Source organism: Halorientalis brevis, assembly GCF_023077655.1.
This window is the reverse complement of the sequence record NZ_JALLGV010000003.1, coordinates 13,985-27,025: the sequence shown is the minus strand read 5'-3', so window position 1 is coordinate 27,025 and position 13,041 is coordinate 13,985. Positions and strand designations below refer to the sequence as shown.

The following is a 13,041-nucleotide window of genomic DNA, read 5'->3' as shown; positions in this document are numbered from 1 at the left end:
CGAACTGGCGACGCTTGGGACTGGCCGATTGCTCAGCGGTTGCGCCCGAGTTCCTCGTGGCTGGTGACCCAGTCCGAGGCGGAGATCGCCGAAGCGAGCGAGAGTTCGCCGGCGAGGACGACGCCAGCAGCGATCTCGGCGAACTTGTTGACGTTGCCGGGGCCGTCACAGTCCAGGATCTCCAGGCCCTCGTTCTGGGTCGGCAGGCCCGTCCCGCCGCCGTAGGTCGCGACAATGAGCGAGGGGATCGTCACGGAGACGTGCAGCGAGTTGTCGTCGAGCAGCGTGGTGTTGACCATCGCCGCGTGGGACTCGGCGACGTTCGCCTCGTCCTGGCCGGTCGCGATGAACAGCGACGCCAGCCCGTTGGCCGGATGGGCGCCGTTCGTCGTGTTGCCGGCGAAGAAGGAACCGAGCGTCCCGACTTTGCCGTGGTGGTGGATGCTCTCCGGATCGGCACCGAGGTGGTGGACCAGCACTTCCTCGGGCAGGGTCACTTCCGCGGTCACGCGCTTGCCGCGGGTCATCAGGTCGTTGACCTTGGAGGCCTTCTTGTCGGTCGAGAAGTTGCCGTCGAGATAGAAGTTCTCGACGTAGCCGGGGAACTCGCTCAGAATCCAGTTGCAGGCGGCGAAGGTCGCCTTCCCCACCATGTTCATCCCCGCGGCGTCCCCCGTCTTGTAGCCAAAGCGGAGGAACGCGTAGTTGTTGGTCATGTAGTCCTCGATCTCGACGAGTTCGGCGACGCTGGAGGTCTCCTCGGCTTTCTCCTTGATCGTGTCGTAGTGGTCGAACACCCACTCGCGGAAGTCGCGAGCGACGCGTGCGTCCTCGAAGACGAACACCGGCGCGCGGTTCATCTTGTCGTCCGTCACAGTGGTCTTCGCGCCGCCGCTCAGGTTGATCGCCTTCATGCCGCGGCTGTAGGAGGCGACGAGCGTTCCCTCGGTCGTCGCCAGCGGAATCGGGAACTCGCCGTCGGCGTGTTCGCCGTTGACCTTCAGCGGCCCCGCCAGCCCGATCGGCATCTGGGCGACGCCGATGAAGTTCTCGATGTTCCCCTCCAGATCCTCCTCGGGATCGACCGAGTAGTGCGGAATGTGTTCGAGGTCCACGTTGGTCGTCTCCTCGAGGAACTCGTGGCGGTCCTGGATGGCCTCCTCGGTGAAGTTGTTGTCGTCACGGCGCGGAATGCTCGGGATCTCTTCTTCGTCGCGAATGGTGTCCGCGATCGAGAGCGAGAGGTCCCCGAACGGGTGGGCGACGAACTCGATGTCGAGCGTGTGATCGCCGGTCGGCAATTCCATCCCCTCGACGATCACGTAGAGGGTCCGCCCCACCGGGAACGACAGCGGGTTCTCCCCGTCGACCTCGTCGAGTCGGTGGACTGATTCGTCCACCGTCTCCAGCCGAACGCGGTCTTCCGAAATCTCCTCCCCGTTGATCGCAAGGCGGTTGACGCCGGCGAATTCGGCGTCCTGGAGCCTGTTTTTCACCTCGAACTGCAGCCCCTCGTCCGTGTTGGTGATACTCCCGTACGTGTACAATCGCTTCAGTATCTTCTCCGGAACGTCCAGCGAAACGAACCGCCCACTCGATCCGAACAGGTTGGCGTACAGCCTGTTCAGAATCCCACTCTCTGGTCTCGGAATTGCCATACTACTGACGGGCAACTACATGGACATAAAATTTCGTACAGCCGTAACATTCCCGTAATATTTTCGGCCGGTCATTTAATACAGGCGGTTTTATTCCGCGTTGAGCCGTGTGGAAGAACCCACCATGTGTCATAATTCCAAACACGGGGTAGGCCGCGAACCGGGAACATCTCTAGTTGTTGCACTGAGCGTTTACAGGCTTTTATACCGGTTCGTGAATTATACGCTAGTAAATATGATGGGGATCATAGAGGGGTGCCGTCGATGAGCACGTCAGTTCCAGTGTCGATGATCGAGGAAGCGGTGTATCACATCGAGCAGAAACACACGTCCTGGAACATTCAGGCCGAGGTGGAGACGACCGCGACCATCGACATCGACCAGTTGCACGAGGCCGCCAGAACTGCGTGCAAGCATCATCCGATCGTGGGGGCGAAGATGCGGTCGGCCACGATCGCCGACTCGCGGTACGTGTGGGAACTGCCGGACGAGTCCGAAATCGAGGACATCGAGTTCGACATCGAGGTGTTCGACGCCGGGGAGATCACCGTCGAAGAGGCCCAGAACCGGGCGTACTTCCAGAAGTTCGATCTGACCGAAGAGCGGCCGATGCGGGCGCTCGTCCTCCGTGGAGCGGGGATCGACGGCGGCGACCGGCTGCTGGTGAGTTTACACCACTCGGCCGTCGACGGGGTCGGGACGCTGCAGTTCACGCAGGCGGTCTGTCAGGCGTACCGCGGGGAACCGCTCTGGCAGGATTCGGTGTCGTTCGCGGAGTCCCGCGAGTGGCTCGACGACCTCGAACCGTCGTCGATCCTCGACACGTTCAACTTCCTCGACGACGGCATCGACGTGATCGACAAGGTCGCTCGACAGTTACAGAACACCGTGGACGAGCCGGCGCGCATCGCCGAGGACCGCGAGCCCGACGATCCGGACTGGGGCTGGCGGTTCACGCGCCGCGTGCTCGACGACGACGTCACCGACGCGGTCGTCAACGACAGACCGGACGGCGTCTCGGTCAACGACGTGTTCCTGACGGGACTCCACCTGGGGATCGAACGGTGGAACGAGGACCACGGGAAGCGAGCGCGCAAAATCAGCACCATGATGCCGATCAACATCAGGCCCGACGATCACTTCTACTCCGCGTCGGGGATGTACACGATGTTCGAGAGCATCCACACCCGCAAGAAACACCGAGCGGACCCGATGGAGGCCGCACGGGAGATCGCCGAACAGACCAGTCGGGTCAAAGACCGCGACCGGGCGTCTGCGCCGTACAAGCTGATGCGGATGTTCCCCGACGAGGTGCCGCTCGGGATCAAGCAGGAACTCCCGGAACTGCTGCGCGGGCCGGGCCACCGCATCTGGGACACGGCAATGTTGACCAACGTCGGGAAGATTCCGGTGATGCCGTCGCTTTCGGGCGACGACGGCCGGGAGCGGCCGTGGTTCACGCCGCCCGTCTGGAAGGGGACGCCGGTCGGCGTCGGCGTCGCGACCTACGGCGGGCAGGTGACGTTCACCTTCCGCCACCGGCGCGAAGTGCTCGGGCAGGACGCCGCCGAGCGGTTCTCCGATTACTTCCTCGACGGGATCGCCGAGGCGATCGACGCCGCATAGACGGCCTGAACGCGTTCGAGCGCGTCACAGGCCTACTCCGCGGTCTCGTCGTCGGTCGTCGACGCCAGTTCGTCGACGCCGTCCGGGAAGAACGGGAACACGGAGCCGTCGGTGGCGCGGGCGTCGAGCGCCGTCAACACCTGCAGATGCTGCCGTGCCTCGGCGAGGCCCTCGCCGGCGTCGATCTCGCCCCAGGTCCCGAAATCGTACAGCAGTTCGTCGCGGTGTCGTCGTGCGATCTGCATCTGTTCGACCGTCTCGTCGTCGACGTCGGTACACCGCTTCAGCAGCTGTTCGCGGTCGGACTGGGGCAGCCGCCAGAGCCACCGGCCGGTATCGGTCGTCCGCTTGTGCCCGTCCACGACGAGTTCGTCGTGAATGATCCGCAGCGAGTAGCTCTCGACGAGCATCTGGGCCAGCGTGTGGAACCAGACGCGATACGTCGTCGCCGTGACGCCGGTGAACTTCTCGATCGTGAACCAGGGCGCGTCGAAGACCGCCGTGTCGAGCAGTTGCTGCCACGTGTCGACTGGCGAGTCGCTCGAGAGACCGAGCAACACGGCGTAGAGCTGCCTGACCGCGCGTTTCGTGCCCTCCTCGGGCGACGCCGTGCCGCCGCTGCGACCGCGGAGCAGCGCGACCGGCGACAGCGGAAACATGGCCGCGGCGTCGGCCTCGTCCCCCGGCGTGAACCCTTCGAGCAGTGTCAGCAACGGCGTGAGCGGAGTAGTGTCGTTCCCCATCGTCGTTCCCCGTGTGAGCGATTGTCAGTCAACGTCCGTCATTCTGTCGCTCGTAGGTCAATACTGCGGGAACCGGACGGTCGCCGCGATGACGGGGACGAACCCCATTAAAGAACCGAGTGTGCGAGGGGCAATCGAGAAGCCGGTCGCTGGCCACGGAAGAGTATGGCAATCACACTGCCGAGCGACGGACAGGAATGGATCGACGAGTGGGCCAACCAGCTCAACGAGAGCGAGGCGTACAGCGACGCCGGCCAGGGGTGGGGCGTCGACTTCAACGGCGTGTTCCTCTTCGACATTCAGCCCGACGACGTCTACGACGGCGAGAACCTGAAGTTCAAAATCGACGTGGAAGACGGCACCTGCCACGAGGCAGAACAGATCGAGGACGAAGACGAGGTCGACTGGGGCTTCGCCTATCGCGGCCCGTACTCGAACTGGAAGGGCATGATCCGGGGCGACATCGGCGCCATCGACGGCCTGATGAGCGGCAAGTTCGACCTCGACGGCGACATGCAGAAGGTCCTGCAGTATTCGGACGCCGCGACCGTGATGACCGAGAACGCCGCCGAGATCGACACCGAGTTCGAGTACTGATCTCGCCACACCGCACGGACGGCCCAGACTGGTGCCGGGCGACGCCGCTGGTTCCGACGTGTGACCCGTCAGCGACAGCGCCGCCGCAACCCCGGTCCAAGAGACAGACGCATGGCAAAAACAACCACACCGAAGCGGTTTCTCAGTTTTTAAGTCGTCCGCTGAGACAGAGGTTCGTATGTTGGACAAACTGGGCGTCGCCGGACTGCTGGGGTTTCTGCTCTTGCTCGGAGGGATCGCCCTCCTCGCGTACATCGACCTGCTCATCGCCGCCGGCGTCGCGTTCGTCGTCGCCGGCCTCGGCCTCGTGATCTACGGACTGGTCTCGGGGTTCCTGGGGTCGCTCGGCATGGGCCAGATGATGTAAGCGGACTCGATCGCCGAACCGCACAAAAACCCGAACCCTGCTTTTTCGTCGCCGTTCGCGTCGGCCGTCAGTCAGCGCCCTGGTGTGGGACGTAGCAGCAGCGCTCGCATCGGTGATAGTCGTAAACGGTCGTCATCGTGGCGTCGCAGTTGGGGCAGTTCACGTGTCGCTACTCACTGCCTCGACGAACATGAGCATTATCTCGGGTTCGAGTAGATTACCCGACCGCTGAGATGTAGGAATGTAGAGAAGACGGAATAGCGCCGGAAAACCGAGAAGTGCGGCAGCGCCGAGGGAATCAATGTCCCGACTCGGCACCGCGGTCGGAGGCGCGATGCTCGCTGATGAGCCGGTCGACCATCTGTTCGTTTTGCTGTTTGACGCGTTCCTCGGCCCGCTCGTGCCAGTCCTCGATGGCGGCTTCGACCTCACTCTCGCGAGCGACGGCGAGTTCGTCGACCTCCTGGATCGTCACGTCCGCGGCCGGCCCGACGGGGACGTCGTGCTCGAAGAGCAGGTCGTCGGCCATCTCCGAGAGGCCGCCGTCTTTCAGGACGACCCTGGGGTTCACGTCGGCGAGTTTCTGGGCGGTCGATCGCCCGGCGCCGCTGGCGTCACGGAGGTAGATCACGTCGCCCTCGGCCAGCCCGTACTGCTCGTCGGCGTGCTCGATGGCGCCCTTCGTGAACTTCTCGATCACCTTCACCGGGACGAGGTCCTGCTGTTTCTCGGAGACGTCGGCGAAGTTCGAGTGATCGAGCTTCCAGAGGGCTTTGAGCCGTTCGAGTTTGTCCGCCAGTTCCTCGACGTTCTCGCGTTCGGTTTCGAGTTCGCGTTCGAGCCGCTCGTTCTCCCGTTCGAGCCGCGTGACTTCGCGACGTTCGCGAGCCTTCTGGCGCTCGCGCTGGCGCTCGGCGGTGAGTTCCTGCTCGTACTCCTCGATCTGTTCGTCCTTCCGGGCGATCGTCTCTTTCAGGTTCTCGGCGTGGGACTCCAGCCGATCGACGCGGGCCTTGAGGCGCTTGATCTGCTTTTCCTCGGCGGTGAGTTCCCGCTCGGTGTGTTCGGTCTCTTCTTCGGGTTCGTCCTCGTCGGTTTCGAGGTCCCGGAGCACGGATTCGACCGATTCCTCGTTGGTGACGACGCGTGCGAGCACCTCGCCGAGGTCCTGTCGCGGCGGGACCTTCTCGGCGACGCGGTCGAACTGGTCCTCGTGGGCGTCGAACGCGTACAGTGCGGCCGCGAGCGCGTCGCGTTCGTGATCGTTGTCGTAGCTCGCCTCGCGGGTCCGGTGTTTCTTCTCGTCGACCGGGAGGTCCGCGTGGGGTGCCCAGCCGGCGGCCTCGAAGCTCCGTCGGAACTGCTCGACGGTCTCGGGCATCGGCGTCACGTCCGCCGCGACGATGATCGGACGGCCGCGCTCGATGAGCCACTCGATGACGTCGGCCGTGTCGCCGGTGCGGGTGCTCATCACGTCCAGTACTGTGCCGTCGAGGCCGACGACGGCCGCCGCCGTGGTCGTTCCGGGGTCGATGCCCACCAGAACGTGGTCCCGGCGCTTGACCAGCGGCTGGAACTCGACGCCGTCGCGCCGTTCGCGTTCGATCTCGATCCTGACGTCCCCCGACCGTTCGGTCGAGACCGGGATGTCCGACGGGCGGCCTTCGACCTCGAAGACGGCGTTGGCGAACCCGCCGTACTTCTCGGTCACGTCGCGTTCGTAGTCCAGCGAGGCGTCGTCGAGTTCGCTGGCCACCTCGCGGGCGCGCTTCTTGACCGCGCCGTGGATGCGTCGGGTAAAGCGGTCCTCGGACCAGCCGCCCTTGCCGGTCGAACGGCCGCGAGAGACTTTCACGCGCGTCGTGTTGGTGAAAGCAGTCACCTCCTGGCCGACGTTCACCGCGGCGAGGCGAGCGGCTGCTTCCGCCTCTTTCATGGGGTCTTTCCCGTAGGGGACGCCGTGGCGGGAGGCGACCCGGGAGAGCGGTTCCGGGCGCTCGGCACCGGTCACCTGAACCAGCGTCGTCTCGTCGGGCAACTCACGAAGGAAATGGACGAGTGCGTCCTTGTCCTCGGCGAGTTCGTACATGTTGTCGGTCGCGAGCATCGCGGGTTCCTCGCGATCGACGAGTCGGCGGAGTTTCCGTCGCGAGACCACGTCGCGGTCCAGCGACTCCCCGTCGAAGGCCACGAGTGCGTACGACACGTCCCCCCGGACGTCCCCACTCTGTACGTCCACCCCGAAGACGACTTTATCAAGGGCGCTCGTGCGGGCGTTCACACCTCGGGCTAGGGACCTGTTCCGTATAAGTTTCGTGGGGGACCCGGTGACTGGTTTCGAAGGACGGCGCTCCCGAACGAGGGAAATATTTAACTCGGTGTGTAAAAGATACTTTACTGTAAAGGACGCTTTACGGAAAGTGATCTTGACATGGAACACGTGCCATCCACTCACTCGGAGTCCACGTACCGCCGGTCGTACATCGGGAGTTGGCTCGCCGGAACGGTCGCGTTCGCGGGGCTGATCGTCGCCGGCTATCCCGTCGTGGGTGCAGTCGCATTCGGCGTGGCGGCGCTCGTCGCGATCAACCTCCAGCGCGGCTACGAGGGACCGCTGTTCGACGAGCGCGACGAGGACATCGTTAAAGAGGCGAGCGCCAACACCATCTCGATCTTCGGTGTCACGTCGGCGGTGGTCTTCCCGACGATGACGGCCCTCACCGCACTGGGCATGTTCGAGTGGCCCTGGTGGCTGACGCCCATCGCGTGGTTCGTGACCGCTCTGTACCTGGTGTGGGGCCTCAACCTCCTCCTCGCGAGGCGGTAGCCGTGGACAACGACTTGCCTGCGCTACGCGAGGACAACGGTGAGAGCCAGGCCGACCTCGCGGCCGCCGTCGACGTCACTCGCCAGACGATCAACGCCATCGAGCGCGACCGCTACGATCCGTCGCTGGAACTGGCCTTCGCCCTCGCAGCTCACTACGACCGATCGATCGAGGAGATTTTCCACTGGTCGCGCGCCGAGGACTGACCTCAGAGCAGTTCGGTGATCTCGTCGGCGACGTCGTTCAGTTCCTCGCGGGCCACCCGCGACTGCTCGGCTGCGAGAGTGACGTCGTCGTCTTCGGTGCGAGGAATCACGTGCAGGTGGACGTGGAACACCTCCTGGCCGGCGGCTTCCCCGTCGGCGAGAAAGAGGTTGACGCCGTCCGTCGGTACGCTCGACGTCCGGAGCGCGGCCGCGACCTTCTGCGCGACGGCGAACATGCGCCCGCCGGTCGCCGGGACGAGCCCCGCCAGCCCCTGGGAGTGCTCGCGCGGGATCACCAACACGTGTCCCTCGTTGATCGGGTTGAGATCCATGAACGCCATCGTTTCCGGGCCGTCGTAGACGACGCTCGCCGGTCCGTCGCCGGCCGCGATCGAACAGAACGGACAGTCGGTCATACACATCGGTCGAGCTACACGACCAAAACTCCCGGTGCTGCGCACCCGCGCTCGACAGTTGAAACGGCCGCACATGTTTTTGTGACAGAACGAGAATGTCGGCCAGATGGTCGCACGCACCGAGCCGACGCTGTGGCTGGCACTCGTGGCGTTTCTCGGAGCGGCGATCGCAGGCGTGCTCGGAATCCTGTTCTGGCGCCGTCGCGATCAGGCCGGCGCACGGTGGTTAGGGATCCAGATGGGTGCGACGACACTCTGGCTCGTCGGCTTCGGACTCGAACTGGCGAGCCCGACGGTGGGAGCGGCGCTCCTGTGGTTCCGCGTCGAGATCATCGGGCTCGCCTGGATTCCGGTCACCTGGTACGCGTTCGTCGCCGAGTACACCGACGCAGAGAACCCGATGGCCGCGCGAACGATCGTGCTCCTTTCGCTGCTCCCGCTGGCGAACGTTCCGATGATTCTGACGAACGGCGCCGTCCACACGCTCTCCTGGACCGCACCACAGTTGGTCGAGAGCGGGCCGTTCGTCCTCCTGTCGGTCGAACACGGCCCGGTCTGGTGGCTCAACGTCGGCTACAGCTACCTCGTCATCTCACTGGCGTTCGTGCGCTTGCTCCGCCATCGGAAACGGTCGGTCCACCGCTACCGCCGCCAGACGGATCTCGTTCTGCTCGCGGCGATCCCGCCCGGCGTCCTCAACGGCCTGTATTACGCCGGAGTGCTGCCGTGGCCGGCGCTCGATCCCACGCCGTTTGCCTTCGTGTTTTCCGGTCTCGTCATCTTCTGGGCGCTGTTTCGGTACGATCTGCTCGATCTGGCTCCCATCGCCCGGCGCTCGGTCGTCGAGAACATGGACGACGGCATGCTCGTCCTCTCGCCCGACCGGCGGCTCATCGACGCCAACCCCGCCGCACAGCGCCTCCTCGCCGACGACGACCCGATCGGATCGCCGATCGAGACGAGCTTTCCCGAACTGGATTCGTTACTCGGGCCGCTCCCGGACCCGACTGCCGGCAACACGCCGCTGAGCGGCCACGCCGGGTCGGGCGGCCGACGGACCCTCGAACTCGGGACGGACTCGCTCACACTCCAGCGGAACGGGGGCCAGCGCGTCTTCGACGTGAAAGTCACCGGCCTGCACGACCGAAACGGGGCAGTCACGGGCTGGACCGTCGTTCTCCACGACGTCACCGCACGGAAGCGCCGCGAGGAGACGCTCACGGGACTGCAAGGGACGGCCCAGGAGATGATGCGTCCCGAGACAGTCGACGGCGTCTGCGAACACGTCGTGACCGCGGCTCGTGACGTCGTCGACCTCGAACACGTGGCGATCCACCTGCGACGGGACGACGACACGCTCCAGCCGGTCGCGTACACCGACGACGTGCGGGAGTTGTACGAGACGCCGCCGTCGTTCGACATCGGCGAGGGGTTGCAGGGAACCGCTTACGAACGCGGTGAGACGGTCGTCGTCGACGGCGACCGGCCAGCCGACGCCGCCCGTGATCTCGACACCAGCATCGAGAGCGCGCTCGTCACCCCACTCGGCGAGTACGGCGTGTTCGGTGCCGGATCGACGACCCGGACGTCGCTCGACGACGAAACGATCCACTTCGCGGAGGTGCTCGCCGCCACCGCGACGACCGCCATCGCTCGAGCAGACCGCGAGGAGACGGTCCGAGAGCGCGAACGCGAACTCCGGCAGCAAAACGACCGGCTCGAGGAGTTCGCGAACGTCGTCTCCCACGACCTGCGGAACCCGCTGACCGTCGCGTCCGGCCACGTCGAACAGATCGACGACGACGCGCACGCCGACGCGATCGAGCAGGCACTCGGACGGATGGAGGAGATCATCGACGACGTGCTCACGCTCGCTCGACAGGGAGAGCCAGTCCGGAACCCCGACTCCGTCTCGCTGGCCACCGTCGCCGAGGACGCCTGGGAGCTGGCCGACACCAGCGGTGGGGCGCTCTCGGTCGCTGCCGATCTGCAGTTGCTGGCCGACGAGAGTCGGTTGCAACAACTGCTGGAGAACCTCTTTCGCAACTCGGTGGACCACGGCGGTGCCGACGTCTCGGTGAGCGTCGGTCCCGTCACCGGCGCGCCGACCGGCTTCTACGTCGCGGACGACGGGCCCGGCATCCCGGTCGAGGAGCGCGATCGCATCTTCGAGTCGGGCGTTTCCACCGCACAGGACGGCACCGGCTTCGGCCTGGCGATCGTCCGCCAGGTCGTCGAGGACCACGGCTGGGCGATCACGGCGACAGAGAGCGAGTCCGGGGGCGCGCGCTTCGAGATCACTGGCGTCTCGCGGGCCGCTGCCGAACACGTCGATGGCGGCGCGAGCCGGTCGAACTAATCCTCGACGTCGGGGAAGGGAACGTCCAGTTCGTCGCCGTCGTCGGGGAGGAAGGCACGCTCGCCCTCGAAGACCTCGCGAGCCTCCTGTTCTAACCGGTGGGACTGCCCGGCGTAACGCGTCGAGACGTGCGTCAGCGCCAGGCGTTTCGCCCCGGCACGGTTGGCGATCTCAGCGGCCTGCTTCGCCGTGGTGTGGCCGGTCTGGCCGGCCCGCTCACGGCGGTCCTCGGCGAAGGTGGCGTCGTGGATCAAGAGATCGGCGTCCTCGGCGGCCTCGACGACGCTCTCGATGGGGCGGGTGTCGCCCGTGTAGACTACCCGTCGCCCGGGACGGGGCGGGCCGACGACCTGTTCGGGTTTGACGATCGTCCCGTCGTCGAGTTCGACCGACTCGCCGTTGTGGAGTTTGCTGTACTCCGGTCCCGGCGAGATGCCGAGTTCGTTCTCCGCTTTCTCGCGGTTGAACCGGCCCTTTCGGTCGTCTTCGACGATGGCGTAGCCGACGGCTGTCGCCCGGTGGTCGACGTCGATGGCGCGGATCTCGAAGTCCTCGCGGTCCAGCGCCACGTCGCCGGGCGACACCTCGTGAATGCGGACCGGAAACGAGGGTTCGTTCCCGGTGAGCGTCACGAGGTCCTCGATGCGCTGACGGGTGCCGGCCGGCGTGTGGATGGCCAGGGGTTCCTCGCGGTCGTTGAAGTCCCAGGTCTGAATGAGTCCGGGAAGCCCGAGGACGTGGTCGCCGTGGAGATGGGTGACGAACACCTGCGAGACGGCGAAGCCGGTGTTGAACCGCATCATCTGGCGCTGCGTGCCCTCGGCAGCGTCGAAGAGGAACCGCTCGCCTTCCCGGCGGACCATCACGGCGCTCGGATTACGCTGGGTCGTCGGGACGGCCCCGCTGGTCCCGAGGAAGGTCACGTGCATACCCCGGTTTCAGCGAGCGACCGGTAAACGGGCTTCGAAAGGCCACCGACGGCGAGGCCGAACCAACGCCGACCACCGCTACTCGCCCGGGAACGGCCACGCCGCTTTTGTACGCAGCGCGCAACGAATTGACGATGAACTCGCGAACGGTCGCACTGATCCTGGTCGCAGGGATGGTCGCACTCGCCGGCTGTTCCGGCGGTCCAGCCAACGGCACCGAGACGTCGGCGAACGACACCGAGACGACCGGCAGCGACGGCGGGGGAACGATGGACAGCGCCGAGTCCACGGGTACCGTCAACTTCTACGTGAGCGACAAGCCCGGCGCACTCGACGACTTCCGGTCGCTGAACGTCACCGTCAGTCGCGTGGGTTTCGAGCGAACGGCGACGACGATGGCGGCGAACGACACGACCGCAGCGAACGAGAGCGACGGCGACGACGGCACCACCGGCGGTTGGGTCGAGTACGCGGTCAACGACACGACGGTCGATCTGACGCGACTGGTCGGCGACAACGCGACGCTCCTCGACTCGTTCGCCGTCCCCAACGGGTCCTACGGGAAGGTGTTCGCGTACGTCAGCGAGGTCAACGGAACGCTAACGGACGGCACGAGCCAGCGGGTCAAGCTCCCGAGCGGCAAGCTCCAGCTCAACAGCCAGTTCACCGTCGGCGCGAACGAATCGGTCGATTTCGTCTTCGACGTCCAGGTCCACGAGGCCGGCAAGAGCGGGAAGTACGTCCTCCAGCCCGTCATCAGCGAGTCGGGCACTGACCGGCAGATCGAGGAAGTCGACGCCAAGGCCGAGAAGGACGACGACGAGTCGACGGGCAACGAGGCGACGGCCACCGAAACGACAACCAACGAGACGGCCTGAGACGGTACCCAACAGGGAACTCATATTTTCTCCTTCGAAGGAACTATTCGAGCGGTGGATTCGTCCGTTCGGGACCAGGGACCGAAATATACAGCAGTGGCGCTCGCCTCGTCGGCCACATGGCGAGAACGGTCGACGAACTGCGGAACGACATCCGGGTGGCGGTGGGACGATACGAGCGCGTCGAGTCGACGGCGTTCACCAAGGAGATGCTCGCGGCGCTCTGCGAGGAAGTGGGGTACGACATCGGTACGGGCAGCCTGCCATCAAAACCACAGATGCGGGCCGGGATTCTCTGGAAACTCGGCGAACTGGAGACGGACGACCCCGACGAAGCACCGCGGGCGTTCCGAAAAGGGGAACTGCAGGCCATCGCCGATTCCCTCGACGCCTAATCGAGACGGCAAATACACCAGAACGTCCGCGCGACCGGAG

At 65.2% G+C, this 13,041-nt stretch carries 13 protein-coding genes; 8 read left to right on the top strand and 5 right to left on the bottom strand.

Annotation, left to right across the window (positions count from 1 at the left end; genetic code table 11):
• Positions 1–32: 32 nt before the first annotated feature.
• Positions 33–1,658, bottom strand: coding sequence for a hydroxymethylglutaryl-CoA reductase (locus MU553_RS05605; protein ID WP_247376588.1), 1,626 nt, complete (start codon positions 1,656–1,658; stop codon positions 33–35).
• 264 nt (positions 1,659–1,922) lie between these two features.
• On the opposite strand from MU553_RS05605, the gene MU553_RS05600 reads away from it, so the two are divergent.
• On the top strand, positions 1,923–3,284 hold the full coding sequence (locus tag MU553_RS05600; RefSeq protein ID WP_247376586.1) for a condensation domain-containing protein: 1,362 nt from the start codon (positions 1,923–1,925) through the stop codon (positions 3,282–3,284).
• A 32-nt stretch (positions 3,285–3,316) separates the two neighbouring features.
• On the opposite strand, the gene MU553_RS05595 is transcribed toward MU553_RS05600, so the two are convergent.
• Positions 3,317–4,027 carry a hypothetical protein gene (locus MU553_RS05595; RefSeq protein ID WP_247376584.1) on the bottom strand — a complete coding sequence of 237 codons (711 nt, stop codon included), beginning with the start codon at positions 4,025–4,027 and terminating at the stop codon, positions 3,317–3,319.
• Between the two features lie 165 nt (positions 4,028–4,192).
• On the opposite strand from MU553_RS05595, the gene MU553_RS05590 reads away from it, so the two are divergent.
• Both MU553_RS05590 and MU553_RS05585 read left to right on the top strand, forming a co-directional pair.
• The gene (locus tag MU553_RS05590; protein WP_247376582.1) at positions 4,193–4,624 is read left to right on the top strand and encodes an SCP2 sterol-binding domain-containing protein; all 432 of its coding nucleotides are present in this window, start codon (positions 4,193–4,195) and stop codon (positions 4,622–4,624) included.
• A gap of 178 nt (positions 4,625–4,802) precedes the next feature.
• Positions 4,803–4,991 carry a DUF7470 family protein gene (locus MU553_RS05585; protein ID WP_247376579.1) on the top strand — a complete coding sequence of 63 codons (189 nt, stop codon included), beginning with the start codon at positions 4,803–4,805 and terminating at the stop codon, positions 4,989–4,991.
• A gap of 298 nt (positions 4,992–5,289) precedes the next feature.
• On the opposite strand, the gene MU553_RS05580 is transcribed toward MU553_RS05585, so the two are convergent.
• Positions 5,290–7,272 carry a DUF460 domain-containing protein gene (locus MU553_RS05580; protein WP_247376577.1) on the bottom strand — a complete coding sequence of 661 codons (1,983 nt, stop codon included), beginning with the start codon at positions 7,270–7,272 and terminating at the stop codon, positions 5,290–5,292.
• Between the two features lie 159 nt (positions 7,273–7,431).
• Here MU553_RS05580 and MU553_RS05575 point away from each other — a divergent pair, with 159 nt between their 5' ends.
• Both MU553_RS05575 and MU553_RS05570 read left to right on the top strand, forming a co-directional pair.
• Complete coding sequence (locus MU553_RS05575; RefSeq protein WP_247376576.1) at positions 7,432–7,818, top strand: DUF2178 domain-containing protein; 387 nt, start codon at positions 7,432–7,434, stop codon at positions 7,816–7,818.
• A 2-nt stretch (positions 7,819–7,820) separates the two neighbouring features.
• Complete coding sequence (locus MU553_RS05570) at positions 7,821–8,024, top strand: helix-turn-helix transcriptional regulator (protein WP_247376574.1); 204 nt, start codon at positions 7,821–7,823, stop codon at positions 8,022–8,024.
• Positions 8,025–8,026: 2 nt separating this feature from the next.
• On the opposite strand, the gene MU553_RS05565 is transcribed toward MU553_RS05570, so the two are convergent.
• Entirely contained in the window at positions 8,027–8,440 is a 414-nt protein-coding gene (locus MU553_RS05565; RefSeq protein WP_247376572.1) for an HIT family protein, read from the bottom strand.
• Positions 8,441–8,546: 106 nt separating this feature from the next.
• Between MU553_RS05565 and MU553_RS05560 the strand changes: the two genes are divergently transcribed.
• Positions 8,547–10,799: a histidine kinase N-terminal 7TM domain-containing protein gene (locus MU553_RS05560; protein WP_247376570.1), complete on the top strand. Its 2,253-nt coding sequence runs from the start codon at positions 8,547–8,549 to the stop codon at positions 10,797–10,799.
• Here MU553_RS05560 and rnz read toward each other — a convergent pair.
• Entirely contained in the window at positions 10,796–11,728 is a 933-nt protein-coding gene (gene rnz, locus MU553_RS05555) for a ribonuclease Z (RefSeq protein WP_247376569.1), read from the bottom strand. The genes MU553_RS05560 and rnz overlap by 4 nt on opposite strands.
• A 134-nt stretch (positions 11,729–11,862) precedes the next feature.
• On the opposite strand from rnz, the gene MU553_RS05550 reads away from it, so the two are divergent.
• Together MU553_RS05550 and MU553_RS05545 are read left to right on the top strand one after the other, a co-directional pair.
• Positions 11,863–12,606 carry a DUF4382 domain-containing protein gene (locus MU553_RS05550; RefSeq protein WP_247376567.1) on the top strand — a complete coding sequence of 248 codons (744 nt, stop codon included), beginning with the start codon at positions 11,863–11,865 and terminating at the stop codon, positions 12,604–12,606.
• Positions 12,607–12,725: 119 nt separating this feature from the next.
• On the top strand, positions 12,726–13,001 hold the full coding sequence (locus MU553_RS05545) for a hypothetical protein (RefSeq protein WP_247376565.1): 276 nt from the start codon (positions 12,726–12,728) through the stop codon (positions 12,999–13,001).
• Positions 13,002–13,041 lie beyond the last annotated feature (40 nt).